Consider the following 14,496-nt stretch of genomic DNA (forward strand, 5'->3'; position numbering starts at 1 on the left):
GTTGAATAATAACCTTTCTATTATATAAAATATGCACTTGACTTTCAACTTTAATAATTATCCTAGATTTTCGAGAATTCTTCTACTAGCTTTCCAAATCGTTTTAATGAATTTTCAATCGAATCAGGTGTTGTTAAATCTACACCTGTCTTTTTCAATAATTCTAAAGGATAATCCGAACTGCCGCTTTTTAGAAATTCCAAATATGAATGGAGTGTTTCCTGATCGCCATCAAGAATCTGTGTTGCCAAATGAATTGCTGAAGCAAATCCTGTTGCATATTTATATACATAAAAAGGACGATAGAAATGCGGAATTCTTGACCATCCATACTTCACTTCGTTATCAAATACGATCTCATCTCCATTGTATTCCCTGAATAAGGCTTCATAGGTTTGATTGAACACCTCTACATTCAACGGCAATCCCTTATCAGCCATTTCATGTGTCTTTTTCTCAAACTCTGCAAACATCACTTGTGTAAAAAATGTTCCCTTAAATTGGTCAATAAAATGATTGATTAGGTGTTTACGAATGGCTGTATCCTTTTCATTGTTTAATAAATAGTTAATTAAAAGCACTTCATTAACTGTAGAAGCTACTTCTGCAACAAAAATGCTGTAACGTGCTGTAATTTGCGGCTGGTGGTCAGAACTCAGTCTGCTGTGAACGCCGTGCCCGCACTCATGGACTAACGTGAATAAACTGTCCAAATCATCCCGATGATTTAAGAGAATGTACGGATGAACACCATATATTCCGAGATTGTAGGCACCTGAACGCTTACCAGGTGTTTCGCGTACATCGATATAACTGCGGTCTTTAAATTCTTTTAGGATCTCTATATAGTCTTCCCCTAGAGGTGACAAAGCCTTGCACATAATTTCAAAGGCTTCTTCATAAGGAATCACAGGTTTTACTCCGCTAACAAGCGGAACGCTCATATCATATTGACGGAGTTCATCCAGTTTTAATTTTTCCTTTCGAATCTTCGTGTACTGATGGAGTGGTCCGATATTGTTTTTCGTCGTTTGAATTAGATTCTCATATACCTCTTTCGGTACCTTATCACCAAATAAAGCTTTTTCCAACACGGAAGGATAATGACGTATCCTAGACAGAGTAACATTATTTTTTATTGCTGCAGAAAGTGTGGAAGCAATGGAATTTTTTAATTGTACGTATGGCTTGTAATATGCCTTATAGGCTTCTCTACGCTTGTCGCGGTCTTCATCTTCGATTAATTTCGAATACATTCCCCGCGTTAGTTCCACACGTTCTCCTGATTCATCCGTAACTTCCCCAAACTTAATATCGGCATTATTCATCATGCCAAAGGTATGAGTGGGAACGGAGAGTGCTTCACCCAATTGGGATAGGATTTCTTCTTGTTCCTTACTTAACACATGTTCTTTATAGCGGAACGACTCCCATAAGTCCTCTTCAAAATAGGCTAACCCTTGCTCTTCGGAAATATATCCTTTTAATGTTTCTTTCTCAAGGCTCAATAAATAAGGCATAAAGAAGGAAGTCGCTGAACTTACCTTTACACTTAGTAGTTTGGCGCGGTCTAAAAAGACTTGAGCACTTGTATCCCTTGTATCCTCATCCACTTTCAACATGGCATAGGCATATACTTTGCTAAAACGAAAGGATAACTCCTCGTTTAGTTTAAGATATTGGTACAATGTATGACCATCTTGAATACCACCATCAGAAGCTTTTAACTTCCCAGCCATTTTTTCAATAACCTGATAATCTTCCTCCCATTTACTTTGTTCAAAATAAATATCTGCTAAATTCCATTTTTCATTTATTGGCACTTCAGTTCTGGAAGAGTATGTTTTCAATTAAATGCCTCCTTATCCCTTTTTGATCTGTAAAAATAATTCATCATACTTGTTTGCTAAATCAAAATCTAATGCTGTTAAGCCTTTTGCATGCCAGGAGGTTATTTTTAGCGTAACTAATTTATAGTCGATTGAAATAAATGGGTGATGATTAGCTTTTTCAGACAAATTTGCAACCATTTGAACAAACTCAATGCCATTTAGATACTCTTGAAAACGATACTTTCTTTCAATCCATTTTTCTTCTGTTAACTTCCATTTTGGAACTGTTGCTAATTGTTCTTGAATCTCTTGCTCAGATAATTTTTCCACAAGTATCTCCTTTCAAAAACATCAAATAAATGTTTCTCTAATTCAAGTCTAATCTTATCAGGAATCAGCTCAGATTTCTGTTTTTGCATATTATAATTAACATAATAAAATAAAAGGAGCTGTTATCTAAATAACACTCCCTTTGTAAAATGTTTTCTTCTGGTTATTTTGGAGACATACGGATTGCACCGTCCAGTCGGATGGTTTCCCCATTAAGCATGACATTCTCGATAATGGACTGTGTTAATTGTGCATATTCGGATGGCCTTCCTAATCTTGATGGAAAAGGTACCTGCTGCTCCAAGGCCGCTTTAGCTTTTTCTGACAAACTGCCAAATAAAGGAGTTTCTATGAGCCCTGGAGCAATGGTTACGACGCGGATCCCATTTTTAGCAAGATCACGGGCAATTGGCAGGGTCATGCCTACTACACCGCCTTTTGAAGCACTATAGGCCGCCTGCCCAATTTGACCATCAAAGGCCGCAACGGAGGCCGTATTGATGATGACACCACGTTCTCCTTCTTCATTTGCCGAAAAAGTGACCAATTTTTCGGCTGCAAGCCGAATGACATTAAAGGTGCCAATTAAATTGACTTGAATAACTTTTTTGAAATGATCATAATCATGGGCTTTGTTTTTACTTACTGTTTTTTCAGCAAGGCCTATACCAGCACAATTAATAACTGTATTGAAAGGACCCAATTGCTGTAAAGTTACGTTAATGGCATTTTGAACATCTTCATCACTTGTTACATCTGTCTTAATGAAAATTGCATTTTCACCTAATTCTTCAGCTAACCGGTTTCCTTTTGCTTCTCCGAGATCGAGAATAGCAGCCATCCCGCCATTTCTAACAATATTACGGACAGTTGCTTCCCCAAGCCCGGAGGCTCCCCCTGTTACAATCGCAATCGAATCTTGTATTTTCATTTGCATTGTTCCTCTCATTTAATCTATTTATTTTGAAACGAATGTCAGCGTTTACATTTATTAAAATAATAACAATTTTCTGATAATTCTTCAAGAAAGTTAAGAATATAAAAAATAAACAAAGTGGTTAACCACCTTGTTTATTTTAGGTCACTTCCATATTCCTTTGCTCGAAAAAACATCTGCTACATAATTTTATTCCCCAAACTGCCACACACTATGACTTAGGTTCCCATACCGAAAGCTGCGATGGAGCAAGGTTGCTTCTTGCTGATCATCTGCTGCTCCCATTGCGTAAAAAAGTGGAATGAAATGCTCATTTCCATAAGGAGGCACAGCAACTTCTGAGGATGGAGCAAGTGAATGATAGTTGAATAGACTTTCAACATCCCATGTATTTAGATGATGTGCCAACCAATTATCAAACTCAAGTGCCCATTGATCAACCTGCCCATTGTCAGCCCATTTCAAAGCTCTTAGATTATGGACAGTGCCGCCGCTGCCAATAATCATCATATCATTTGCTCTTAACACAGATAAGGCTTTCCCGATTTTATATTGCTCCATTGGTGTAAGCAGCGGATTGACTGACATTGCAATCACGGGAATATCAGCATTCGGATAAAGTAACCGCAGGACCACCCACGCACCATGATCCAATCCACGCTTGGTTTCGATGTTGAATGAAACACCGCTTTTTGCGAACAAATCCGTTATCTCTTGGGAAACTTCATGATTTCCTTTTGCCGGATATTGGATTGTGTATAATGCCGGGTCAAATCCGCCGAAATCATAAATCGTACTATATTGATCGACCTTACTCACTCTTTGGACCGGAGCTTCCCAATGAGCTGAAAATAATACAATCGCCTTTGGACGAGGCAAATTTTGGCCTAATTGATTTAAAAACTCAGTATATTCATTTTTCTCAATAGCTAATAAAGGAGCACCATGTGCGAAAAAGAATGATGGTATCATGTTCCTTCCCCCTTTTAATTTAACTTAACTCTCCAACTGTTTTTGTAACCATGTCAAAAAGTCCTGTTGGTTTTTCAATGAAACCGCATGCCCTTCTTCGTACGTTTGGAAGGTTACATTTGCCCCTAATTCCTGGAAATAATCATCATTGGCAACTCCCCATTCATATGGGAGGACATGATCCATATTACCATGTGAAATAAATAACGATAATTTATTGACAGGTTTAATGTCATATTCTTCTTTTACGAATGCCGGGATATACCCGCTTAGAGCAACAATGCCTTTGATTCGATTCCCCAGTTTCAGACCAAGTGTCATTGCAAGGATTGCCCCTTGGCTAAACCCTAGTAAGAACAACCGGCTTTTGTCTAATGGGTATTGTTCACAAGCATAATCAATAAAGCTGGAAAGCCGGTTTACCCCATGATCAAATACTGCCCGATGTGGTTTTCCATAGCCTTGAATCGTAAAATAGGCAAATCCCGGAGGCTGTGGTAAATGTCCACGAATACTGAAAATGTAAAACTGCTCTTCTAACCCGTCAACCAAGGACAGCATTTTTTGTTCATTGCTGCCAATTCCATGCATGACAAACAATGCCGGATAGGTTTTATCAGGATCAATTTGTACTGGTCTTCTCAGTTCATAAACCATCGATGAATTCATATATGATCATCCCTTTTTGGTTTTTAAATATGAATATTTGTTTTTTATAAGGTTACAATTTATCCTATAGATTGTCAACGAATTATTTGCTAATATGTAAATATGTTTTTTATTAGGAAACTACGAGGTGGTTAAACTGGATATTGGATCCAAAATTCGTTCGATTCGAAAAAGGAAAAAAGTTACTATTGCGCAAATGTGTGAGGGAACAGGGCTATCTAAGGGGTTTATTAGTAATGTTGAAAATAATAATACTTCTCCTTCGATTAATACGCTGCAGACCATTGCTAGCTTTTTAGAGGTTCCACTGCCTTATTTATTACTTGAAAAGAAACAGCATATGCGGTTTGTTCGAAAAAATGAAAGATCAAACAGTACGTTTAATAACTTAAAAATCGAGCATATTTCTTCAAAAGGCGGCTTGAGGATGATGAGTGTGGAGTTCCCCCCAGGAGCATCGATTGGTGAAGCCCATGCTCACGAGGGAGAGGAGTGTCATTTGGTCTTAGAAGGCACGGTTCTTGCAGAACAAGGAGAGGATTCCATCATCCTTGAAGAAGGTGATTCTTTTAGCTGGAATGCAAGCGTCCCGCATTCCGTTAAAAATATTGGTGATGGAAAAGCAGTTGTTTTAATCTCAGTTTACTCGGATACGGAGCTAAATGACTTATTTTAAAGGCAATTTGGGAAAGAGGAACCAATTTCTGGTTCCTCTTTTAAAAGGTCCTATAAAGACAAAAACTAACAAATGAAAGTCCCTTTGAAGGACATTTCTTCGGTTCCCAGAGCGGGTTTTGTCCTTGAAAACCCGGTTGAAGGACATTTTCCTAATCAAATGTGGAATTTAATCCTCGAAGAGAGAATATGTCCTTTAATATGCCGCCTAATTTTCAATTTCTAATAAAAACCCCTGTATTTCGTTAAGAAGAGCATCCGGATTCTCATACATGCTCATATGTCCGGAATCTTTTATTATTATCTGTTTAATATTCCCTTTCGTAACCGAAAATGTTTTTTCGGAAGGAATAATCTGATCCTTTTCCCCAGCAACTAATAGAACCGGCAAATCGGTTCCTTCTAAGACATGATTACGATTCGGACGGTCCTTCATCGCAAGCAAAGTACTCATGGCACCTTGGGGAAGAGTACCATAACCAATAGTTTTTGCTGTTGCAACATATTCTTTATCCAAATGATCCGGTGAAAATAGTTTTGGAACCAAACCGTCAATAAGAGAATGAATACCATTTTGCATAACTTTTTCGACATTGGCAGCCCTGCCCTTTTTGGCCTCATCTGAATCAGGAAAAGCAGTTGAATGAACCAATGAGAAGCCATTCAACCGGTCACTGTATTTTTCGGCAAATGCAAGTGTTATATACCCGCCCAATGAGTGGCCAAACATGGTTACGTTTTGCAGCTTCAATTCATCTAAAAATTCCTTCAAAAGGTCAGCAAGTTTTTCAATCGTAAATGTTTCCTTAAATAAGCTTGAGCCCCCATGTCCTGGAAGATCAGGTGCGATCACTCGATTATTTTCTGCCAGCCTCGGAATTACCTTTTCCCAATAGCCGGAGCTACCGCAAAATCCGTGAAGGAGGATAATGGGCTTTCCTTCTCCTTGATCCAAATAGGTTAATTTCGAATTCTCCATGCTAAGCTTTTTTGTTTCCAACGCTTATACACTCCATTCACTATTAGTTACTATTATTGTATACCTTCAAAATAGAAAAAAGCATAACATCCAAAAGACGTAATGCTTTAAGTTCTTAATGGTTTCAACCTATTTGTTCTTCATTATTTTCGGTATTCAAAAATAATCTTTTAGTTGGAATGAGGGTAAGATTATCTTTTTTTAATAAATAGTTTAAATGTTCAAGCGGCATTGAACCACGGCCCTTACTATCTCCAAGCATGAATTGGACAGTTATTCCATTATTACTCAATACAGTCATGGACTCAGCGGAATTGAAAAATTCTTTTACTGCTTGAGAAATTTGATATTTTGTACCCACGTCAATTGACATTTTTTCGCTCCTTAATAAAATAGTTTCTCTATTAGTATAACTCAATACATTCTATACATACGTAATATTTCCAAGTGAAGAGGGTGTGGAGTCTTCTACCGGCAACTTCTCTTTATATTAAACATTATTTTTATTATATAAATCTGTGTTATAATATTTTTCGGCATAAGTATGAATAAATACTAAATGCGGGTGGGAGAGGGAGCAAACGAAAGTGTGATAAATATGAAAGGAGTTTTCAAGTTTAAAGAGAACAAGACAAATTTGAAAAAGGAGGTTACCGCAGGTTTAACATCATTTTTTTCCATCATCTACATTATCGCAGTGAATGGACATATTCTTCAGGATGCGGGAATACCGCTTGAAGCGGGTATTATTGCGACCGTATTTTCTTCGCTGGTTGGCTGTTTGTTGGTAGCGTTCATCGCGAATGCACCGTTAATTATTGTTCCGGGAATGGGGATTAATGCTTTATTCACTTATACGTTAGTAGGTTCCTTAGGATTAAATTATATGGAAGCCTTAGGGGCAGTCGTTCTTTCCGGCGTTCTATTCGCATTAGTAGCCTTTAGTAAATTATCAGTGATTATCTCAAGATCAATTCCAACCTCTTTAAAGGAAGCGATTACGGTCGGAATAGGGTTATTTATTGCCTTTATTGGCCTGCAAAAAAGCGGAATTGTTGTGGGAAATACCCATAACTTCGTTGGTCTTGGTAATTTATCTTCATCAATTGTCATCGCTTCGATTATCAATCTTATCATTACTCTGTTTTTATTTTTGAAAAAAGTGCCAGGGAATTTTTTAATCAGCATTATCATAGGTACCATTACATCCTATTTTTTAGGCGTGATTAATTTTTCCCACATCGATACTAGTTTCATTACTTTTGAGAATTATAAGCATGTATTTCTTAGCTTTGATCTTAGGAAATTTACGACAATCCCTTTTTGGACAGCTACCTTCTCAATGACATTAGTTTTGGTTTTTGAGAATATCGGCCTCCTTCATTCCCAAGTTGATGGAATGCTGAAGGCTCCTGAAAAAAACAGCAAATCCTTAAAAGCAATCTCCATTTCTGCGATAGTCTGCGGATTATTAGGTACCAGTCCGACGGTCTCTACTGTTGAAACGGCTGCAGGAATCACTGCCGGTGGAAGAACAGGTTTAACCTCTGTGGTAACAGGTTCCTTCATTTTATTGTCCCTTTTCTTCCTGCCTTTTATAAAATTAGTTCCCAATACCGCCATTGCACCGATTCTTATAATTTTGGGCGGTTTGATGTTAACAAATATTGTCAATATCGATTTTGCGGATTTCACTGAAGCGTTTCCTGCTTTTCTAATCATGATAATGATCCCATTAACCTACAGTATTGTGGATGGGATTGCGTTCGGATTTATTGCGTATCCGTTAGTTAAGCTTTTTACCAACAAGCATAAACAACTGTCTCTATCAATATTTATTATTTCTTTTTTGTTCTTAACTAATTTTCTATTACATTCTTTAGGTTAACAAAATAAAGAGAGGGTGATCCCCTCTCTTTTGTATCTTATTCTTCTTCCTCGTCCATGATTTCGTCAAACTTAACTGAAACTTTTTCAAATTCTTCATCGCTTTCAATTGCTGCTAGATCACCTTCTTGATCGACCTTTAAGAAGAAAATATCAATATCGTCATCACTTTCTTCCTGAATATCCTCAACAAAGGCTACAGCCACATAATTGATTCCTTCAATATTAATCGATGCAAGCACTTCAACCTCTTGCTCCTCGTCATTCTCATCGCTAATGCTAAAGATTTCTCCGACTTCAATCTTACTCATTGGACATTCTCCTCTCATTTTCATAATTCCCTCATTCGACAGTATTTCTAAAAGTACTGGAATTAATGCTAAAAATATACATTTAAATTATGCAGGATTGTTTTTTACCTAGAAATTTTCATAAAAAATTAACAATTCTTTAAGAAAAGAAAAGTTTATGGTTCCATATATTAGGGAAGAAGGAGGTGAGGGAAGATGTCAAACGAACCACAAGAACAACCTCAAGAACAGCCTCAAGAACAACTTCAAGAAAATAGCCAAACTCTGAAAAATGAGATTAAAAATGAATTAAAAGAAGAATTTAGCAATTTTCGTAAAAAAAGAAAACATCGGGTAATCTATTCTGTATGTGTCTTCGCTCTAGGAGTGTTGATCGGCTTTGGCGGCGGAATGGCTTCTCATTTGGACCATCACTTTGGTCACGGTTATGATCACGTTCAAAAATGGCATCATATTCGAAAATAGAAATTCACCTTCACAGTCTGGAGAGAGCGTCTCTCCAGGCTGTATAGGTTCTAAAAACAAGTACTTGAATCAATTTCTTCAAAAATTTTTGTTTTCACCAGAAGTAAAATATTTACACTTATTTAACTATTCAAATACAATAAATTAACTCCCCCTTAACAAGCAAAGTATATTTTTATATTGTGTTTATTAAATTGCTTAGGGAGTTGAAGTAAATGGATTCGAGAAAAATGAAATCTAAGAAAACCGCACTTGGTCTTGCTACTGGTGTCCTTGCATTGAGCAGTCTTTTTGCAACACCAAGTTTTGCAGCAACACCGAAAACTACTACTACCATAAATAGTGCTAGTCACCACTACAACCAAATCAAACATGTTTTATTAATTAGTGTAGACGGCATGCATGCAAAAGACCTTGCGAACTACATAAAAAACAATCCTAATTCCAATATGGCTGCTTTAAGCAATCATGGAATTACCTACTCAAATGCATCAACTTCAAAGCCTTCAGACTCATTCCCAGGCTTGTTGTCTATGGTAACGGGCGGCTCTCCAAACTCAACAGGTGTATTTTATGATAACAGCTATGATAGAAAGCTTTTACCTCCTAGCGCATGGAATATGGGTGATAAACCAGGTACGAATGTTCTGTACGACGAGACTATTGATAATGATTTGAACAAAATTGATGGCGGCGGCGGTATCAATCCAGCTATGCTGCCACGTGACCCTGAGACAAAACAGCCGGTATATCCTCACAATTATGTAAGGGTAAATACTATTTTTGAAGTGATCAAAAATGCAGGAATGCACACTGCATGGGCGGATAAGCATTTGGCATATGATTTAGTGAATGGTCCGTCCGGCAAAGGTGTGGAAGATTTGTATACACCTGAAATCGCAGCCAATGGTGATGCCACGAAGAGCATCGCTACAACTGAAGTAAATGATGATTTAAAAGTAAAGGCTATTCAGAATGAAATTGACGGAAAAGATCATACAGGAACAAAATCCTCTCCGGTACCTGCAATGTTTGGTATGAACTTTCAAGAAGTCAGCGTAGCGCAAAAACTTCCTGGGAATGGTTATATAGATGGCAACGGAACATTTAGTACAGGTCTGGCAGATGCTATGAAACACACAGATGATTCTATCGGCAAAATTGTAAATGAATTAAAGGATAAAAATCTGTATGCTTCTACCATGATCGTTCTAACTGCCAAACACGGACAAGCTCCTATGGATCCCGCTAAATTAAAAATAACAGATGAAAGCCTGATTACTGCAGGTGTTCCATCTAATCTGATTGCCCAATTGACTACCGATGATATCGGTATGATTTGGCTGACCGACCAATCTAAAACAGCTGAAGTGGTGTCTGCGATCAATAAGAATAAGGAAAAAGCGAACATTAAGGAAGTAACTTCCTATGTTACATCCCGTTCAAAATGGCTTTTCAATAATCCTGCTACGGATTCGAGAGTGCCTGATATTATCATTCAACCAAATGATGGAGTCATCTACACAAAACCAGGTAAAAAGATTGCTGAACATGGCGGTTTTAGCAAAGATGATACAAATGTTGCTTTATTAGTATCATTTGCGGGAATGGGAAAAGGAATGAAAAAATCTGATTCTGTCCTAACAACTCAAATTGCACCGACAATTTTAAAAGCACTTGGATTAAATCCTCGTGCGCTTCAAGCGGTAAAGAAGGAACATACACAGGTATTACCTGGAATTGAAAAAGAATTAGTTGAGAAGAAAGATAAAGATGGAGAAAAAGATAGACAATAAAGAAGGAACACAACAGCCGAGGACTAGTCCTCGGGGGATTTTCAATCAATTTAGTTCAAACAGATTTCTTCACTATTGCACCAAAACCGACAAAGGAGTGTCATTGTGACACTCCTTTGTCGGTTCTTCATATTCTTTTAAAAGTTTAAATTGAAGGTCGCTTCAAACTAAATTATTCATTACTTTTGATCCATCAATCTCAAAAAAAGACCCCATCCTGAAGAGCTTCTTAAAATCTTTAATGGATTTAGACTGAGCTTCTATTAACTAAAATAGCTTTGTATTTGGTGGAATAAATTCTAACCGTATTAGTAACAATATCTAAATCAACCTCTTTATCTTGAAGTCATTAAAGGACTAATAACCATATGTTAATTGCATGGTTGATGTTTGTGGTTGTAGTCATAAATGTAAAATATTATTAATTATTTCAGGTGAGGTGGCTTATGCGCCGTCGTTTGATGCGTTGGCCCGTTCGGATAGTCGGTTTCATTATAGTCCTGTTCGTGCTATTGTGGTATAGTATTTATTATTATTTTACTAGCGTAAACAACATTGCTTACAAGGTACGCCAAAACGTTGCCGCGAGAGTAGCGTCTGAACACAGCCATTTTCTGAACTATGATCAAATCCCCAAAATGTATATCGATGCGGTTGTGGCTACCGAGGATCGAAACTTTTTTTCGAATATCGGGATTGATCCTATCGGCATTGGACGTTCTGTGTACATTGATGTAAAGAACAAAAAGTATGCACAAGGTGGTTCGACCATCACACAACAACTCGTTCACAACGCTCTGCTCAGTGGTTACCAAAAGACCTTACGTTGGAAGGTAGTCGAAATGCTTTACGCCATTGGGCTATACGACACAATGACCAAGAAAGAAATATTTTCGCAGTATGCAAATGACATTTATTTTGGTGAAGGCGCATATGGGTTGTACGATGCATCAGAAACGTACTTCGGCAAATCTCCAGCTGAACTCAATGATGGTGAATTGACTATGCTTGCCGGAATACCAAATGCTCCGAATGTATACGATCCTTTCTATTCCTTAACCCTTGCGAAAGAACGTCAGAAGGTAGTTCTACTCAACATGGTGGATTCAGGAAAGATTATACAGTCTCAGGCAAATATAATTTTGATGGAACCGATTCGACTAAAGCAGCACCGTATATAAAACAAAGCAGGCACCTTACGTTGAGATGTCTGCTTTTAATTTTGTAAAGAGTGGTATCATTTATATTTTTTTCAAGAGTGTAACCGTAATGCCAAAAACTGTTGAAAAAGCCTTTAAATATGAAATCAACAGAAATTCTTTTATAATTTATCTATTAGCTTAAGAAGGAGAATAAAAAATGAATCAAAATAATGCTCAAGAAAGAATAATCCAAAGTTATCAACGGGATGAAAAAATGATGATCCTTATCTTTGCACAATGGTGTATCAATCATAATCTGAACCCGGAGGGGTTATATTTAACGGCATATCCGGACCAACACAATAACCATGCGTTGAAGGAAGCAATTGAGTTAACGGTGCCCAAAGAGGAAGCAGGAGAAATTGCCGACGATACCTTGCTTGGTGTTTTATCATTGTTTGGAAATGAGGATTTGGCATTTGTCGTTACGGAAGAAATTCGTAAATTGAAATGAATTAAACATTTTATTCGTGAATAATTATCCAGTTTATGTTCAAAATAAAAACAGGACTTGTAGCTCAATGGTAGAGCAACCTGCAGTTATTGATGTTAACTATAGTGTATCTTGCGGGTTCAAATCCCGCCAAGTCCTTTTTTGCATTCTCTATGTGTTCAAATAGTGCCTAAGCAATCTCCTCTTTTGTATTTATGTGTCTCTTATCGATAACAGTTAAATGATCCCAAAATACTCTTCCAATACAACGGTTGCGCCAAGCGACTTTTTCTCCATATTCCAGTTCTTCTGCAGTATGATCATAATAACCCTGACTTTGTACCTGTTTGTTAATTTCCTTAAGTCTTTTTTTCTATGTCCAACTCAGTTTTATTTAATTCCCGATAACAAGAGCAAATAAATCCCTTTGCTTCTTTAAGTCAAAGAGGAAACATATATGCTTTTGAATAAAATTTACCATTCTACACATACTTAGAAAAAAGTTTTTTTGAGGGTTGCCAATGATGGAAAAATCACCTAATACTGCAAAAGAGGATCAAAATTGGGTTGAACGTTTATCGAAATCAAATGACTTTGTGCATGAACACACGTCTTTAATCGAAGGGCATCCTTTTTGGCTTTCCTATTATCGGACACTGATTTCATCAGACATCCTCCATAAAGATGTTTTGCCCTATTTACAAGAGCAGCTTTTATTGGAGGAATTAAAAAGCAAAATCCCTGTACAACAGATTATTTATACAAAAGATGCGACGGAAATCATCCAGAGCATCATGAATGGATATTTGGCCATTCAACACGATCAGCACGATGTAGCTTGCCTATTAATCAATATTGCGAACAGTAAATTTCGAGATGTTGGTATGCCAACAATGGAAGCCTCTGCTGTCGGTCCACAAGTGGGCTTTATTGAAGAATTAGACACCAATATTAATCTAATTCGAAAAAGAATACCCATACCTGAGCTGATCGTAACGGAAATGAAAGTTGGTGAACTATCAAAGACAAGAGTGGCAGTTTTGTATCTTGATGGGATTGCCAATCCCGAAAATGTAAATACAGTCATTCAAAGAATAAAAGATGTGCAGTATGATCACATTCTGGATAGTTCTTATCTATCTTCGATGATTGAGGACAATTCTAATTCTTTGTTTCCACAATCAATCTCAACTGAAAGAGCGGATCGTGTTGCGGCAGGCCTTACAGAAGGAAAAATTATCATTGCTGTCGATGGATCACCCAATTTAGTTATTGTTCCTGTTACCATAATTGAATCTTTTATAGCCATGGAAGATTATAGTTATTCCTGGATCATTGGTAATTTTTTTCGGATTTTACGATTGATTGCTTTGTTCATTTCAATGCTGGCAAGTCCAATGTATGTTGCTATCATGACATATCATTATGAATTGATTCCTGCCCGTTTATTGGAAACGCTGGTTGGTTCTCGGGCCTCTGTTCCCTTCCCCCCTTTTTTAGAGGCAATATTTTTAGAATTAATGATCGAAATGGTAAAAGAGGCAGGAATCCGCTTACCCTTAAAAATCGGTCAATCTCTGGGAGTTGTAGGGGGTATTGTAATTGGCCAAGCTGTCGTTGAAGCGGGGTTAACAAGTAATGTATTGCTAATTTTAGTGGGACTCGGTACATTATCTTCGTATACCTCCCCTATCTATAAATTTAGCAACACTGTCCGCTTTATTAAATTTCCTGTAATTTTACTCTCCCAATGGTTTGGTTTGTTTGGGGTGTTTATTGGTTTCCAAATTTTTAGTGTTCATTTACTTCGGTTAACCTCACTCGGGCGTCCCTATATTAGCAGTTTTCCATTACGGTTAACTTCAATACAAGATCTATGGGTTAGACTTCCTTTTTCTATGCAAAAAGGAAACCCAACCAATTTAAGACCGCAAAAGAAGAAAAAATCAACTGGCAAGGGAAAAAACCCAGAGCCAGTGAACGATTTTTATGAATAAATCGTAAAGGG

At 37.3% G+C, this 14,496-nt stretch carries 16 protein-coding genes and 1 tRNA gene; 8 read left to right on the top strand and 9 right to left on the bottom strand.

The annotated features are described in order from the left end of the window. Positions 1-62 precede the first annotated feature (62 nt). The 5 genes from pepF to J2S10_RS22510 all read right to left on the bottom strand — a co-directional run bounded on the left by pepF (position 63) and on the right by J2S10_RS22510 (position 4,740). Positions 63-1,850, bottom strand: coding sequence for an oligoendopeptidase F (pepF, locus tag J2S10_RS22490; protein ID WP_307412562.1), 1,788 nt, complete (start codon positions 1,848-1,850; stop codon positions 63-65). A 12-nt stretch (positions 1,851-1,862) separates the two neighbouring features. Further along, entirely contained in the window at positions 1,863-2,162 is a 300-nt protein-coding gene (locus tag J2S10_RS22495; RefSeq protein ID WP_307412564.1) for a 4a-hydroxytetrahydrobiopterin dehydratase, read from the bottom strand. A 163-nt stretch (positions 2,163-2,325) separates the two neighbouring features. Further along, positions 2,326-3,093, bottom strand: a complete 768-nt coding sequence (locus J2S10_RS22500) for a 3-hydroxyacyl-CoA dehydrogenase (RefSeq protein WP_307412566.1) — start codon at positions 3,091-3,093, stop codon at positions 2,326-2,328. Between the two features lie 195 nt (positions 3,094-3,288). Then, positions 3,289-4,071 carry a DODA-type extradiol aromatic ring-opening family dioxygenase gene (locus tag J2S10_RS22505; protein ID WP_307412568.1) on the bottom strand — a complete coding sequence of 261 codons (783 nt, stop codon included), beginning with the start codon at positions 4,069-4,071 and terminating at the stop codon, positions 3,289-3,291. Between the two features lie 24 nt (positions 4,072-4,095). Further along, a complete protein-coding gene (locus J2S10_RS22510; protein WP_307412570.1) occupies positions 4,096-4,740 on the bottom strand; it encodes an alpha/beta hydrolase in 645 nt (214 codons plus the stop codon). Positions 4,741-4,876: 136 nt separating this feature from the next. Here J2S10_RS22510 and J2S10_RS22515 point away from each other — a divergent pair, with 136 nt between their 5' ends. Further along, positions 4,877-5,416, top strand: coding sequence for a helix-turn-helix domain-containing protein (locus J2S10_RS22515; RefSeq protein WP_307412890.1), 540 nt, complete (start codon positions 4,877-4,879; stop codon positions 5,414-5,416). Between the two features lie 207 nt (positions 5,417-5,623). On the opposite strand, the gene J2S10_RS22520 is transcribed toward J2S10_RS22515, so the two are convergent. Then, positions 5,624-6,415, bottom strand: coding sequence for an alpha/beta fold hydrolase (locus J2S10_RS22520; RefSeq protein ID WP_307412572.1), 792 nt, complete (start codon positions 6,413-6,415; stop codon positions 5,624-5,626). Between the two features lie 103 nt (positions 6,416-6,518). Beyond that, positions 6,519-6,767: a hypothetical protein gene (locus tag J2S10_RS22525; protein ID WP_307412574.1), complete on the bottom strand. Its 249-nt coding sequence runs from the start codon at positions 6,765-6,767 to the stop codon at positions 6,519-6,521. A 225-nt stretch (positions 6,768-6,992) separates the two neighbouring features. Here J2S10_RS22525 and J2S10_RS22530 point away from each other — a divergent pair, with 225 nt between their 5' ends. Beyond that, the gene (locus tag J2S10_RS22530; protein WP_307412892.1) at positions 6,993-8,282 is read left to right on the top strand and encodes an NCS2 family permease; all 1,290 of its coding nucleotides are present in this window, start codon (positions 6,993-6,995) and stop codon (positions 8,280-8,282) included. A gap of 37 nt (positions 8,283-8,319) precedes the next feature. Here the strand turns inward: J2S10_RS22530 and J2S10_RS22535 are convergent, their stop codons facing one another. Beyond that, positions 8,320-8,592, bottom strand: a complete 273-nt coding sequence (locus J2S10_RS22535) for a DUF1292 domain-containing protein (protein ID WP_307412575.1) — start codon at positions 8,590-8,592, stop codon at positions 8,320-8,322. A gap of 195 nt (positions 8,593-8,787) precedes the next feature. Between J2S10_RS22535 and J2S10_RS22540 the strand changes: the two genes are divergently transcribed. The 5 genes from J2S10_RS22540 (at position 8,788) to J2S10_RS22560 (ending at position 12,647) form a co-directional block, all read left to right on the top strand. Beyond that, positions 8,788-9,057, top strand: coding sequence for a hypothetical protein (locus J2S10_RS22540; protein WP_307412577.1), 270 nt, complete (start codon positions 8,788-8,790; stop codon positions 9,055-9,057). A gap of 215 nt (positions 9,058-9,272) precedes the next feature. Continuing rightward, positions 9,273-10,853 (top strand): alkaline phosphatase family protein, encoded by a 1,581-nt coding sequence (locus tag J2S10_RS22545; protein WP_307412578.1) that lies wholly within the window; start codon positions 9,273-9,275, stop codon positions 10,851-10,853. A gap of 446 nt (positions 10,854-11,299) precedes the next feature. Further along, complete coding sequence (locus J2S10_RS22550; RefSeq protein ID WP_307412580.1) at positions 11,300-12,034, top strand: biosynthetic peptidoglycan transglycosylase; 735 nt, start codon at positions 11,300-11,302, stop codon at positions 12,032-12,034. A gap of 178 nt (positions 12,035-12,212) precedes the next feature. Further along, positions 12,213-12,509 (top strand): hypothetical protein, encoded by a 297-nt coding sequence (locus J2S10_RS22555; protein WP_307412581.1) that lies wholly within the window; start codon positions 12,213-12,215, stop codon positions 12,507-12,509. A 53-nt stretch (positions 12,510-12,562) separates the two neighbouring features. Further along, positions 12,563-12,647, top strand: a tRNA-Asn gene (locus J2S10_RS22560). A gap of 31 nt (positions 12,648-12,678) precedes the next feature. Here J2S10_RS22560 and J2S10_RS22565 read toward each other — a convergent pair. After that, complete coding sequence (locus J2S10_RS22565; protein ID WP_307412894.1) at positions 12,679-12,843, bottom strand: nitric oxide synthase oxygenase; 165 nt, start codon at positions 12,841-12,843, stop codon at positions 12,679-12,681. 166 nt (positions 12,844-13,009) lie between these two features. Between J2S10_RS22565 and J2S10_RS22570 the strand changes: the two genes are divergently transcribed. Further along, entirely contained in the window at positions 13,010-14,485 is a 1,476-nt protein-coding gene (locus J2S10_RS22570; protein WP_307412582.1) for a spore germination protein, read from the top strand. Positions 14,486-14,496 lie beyond the last annotated feature (11 nt).

It is taken from the genome of Neobacillus ginsengisoli (assembly GCF_030813055.1).

What these genes read in the sequence shown, in the direction of transcription:
- J2S10_RS22510 (WP_307412570.1), bottom strand. Translation starts at nt 4,740, where the DNA reads ATGAATTCATCGATGGTTTATGAACTGAGAAGACCAGTACAAATTGAT.
- J2S10_RS22545 (WP_307412578.1), top strand. Translation starts at nt 9,273, where the DNA reads ATGGATTCGAGAAAAATGAAATCTAAGAAAACCGCACTTGGTCTTGCT.
- J2S10_RS22535 (WP_307412575.1), bottom strand. Translation starts at nt 8,592, where the DNA reads ATGAGTAAGATTGAAGTCGGAGAAATCTTTAGCATTAGCGATGAGAAT.
- J2S10_RS22500 (WP_307412566.1), bottom strand. Translation starts at nt 3,093, where the DNA reads ATGAAAATACAAGATTCGATTGCGATTGTAACAGGGGGAGCCTCCGGG.
- J2S10_RS22505 (WP_307412568.1), bottom strand. Translation starts at nt 4,071, where the DNA reads ATGATACCATCATTCTTTTTCGCACATGGTGCTCCTTTATTAGCTATT.
- J2S10_RS22530 (WP_307412892.1), top strand. Translation starts at nt 6,993, where the DNA reads ATGAAAGGAGTTTTCAAGTTTAAAGAGAACAAGACAAATTTGAAAAAG.
- J2S10_RS22555 (WP_307412581.1), top strand. Translation starts at nt 12,213, where the DNA reads ATGAATCAAAATAATGCTCAAGAAAGAATAATCCAAAGTTATCAACGG.
- J2S10_RS22525 (WP_307412574.1), bottom strand. Translation starts at nt 6,767, where the DNA reads ATGTCAATTGACGTGGGTACAAAATATCAAATTTCTCAAGCAGTAAAA.
- J2S10_RS22540 (WP_307412577.1), top strand. Translation starts at nt 8,788, where the DNA reads ATGTCAAACGAACCACAAGAACAACCTCAAGAACAGCCTCAAGAACAA.
- J2S10_RS22570 (WP_307412582.1), top strand. Translation starts at nt 13,010, where the DNA reads ATGATGGAAAAATCACCTAATACTGCAAAAGAGGATCAAAATTGGGTT.
- J2S10_RS22550 (WP_307412580.1), top strand. Translation starts at nt 11,300, where the DNA reads ATGCGCCGTCGTTTGATGCGTTGGCCCGTTCGGATAGTCGGTTTCATT.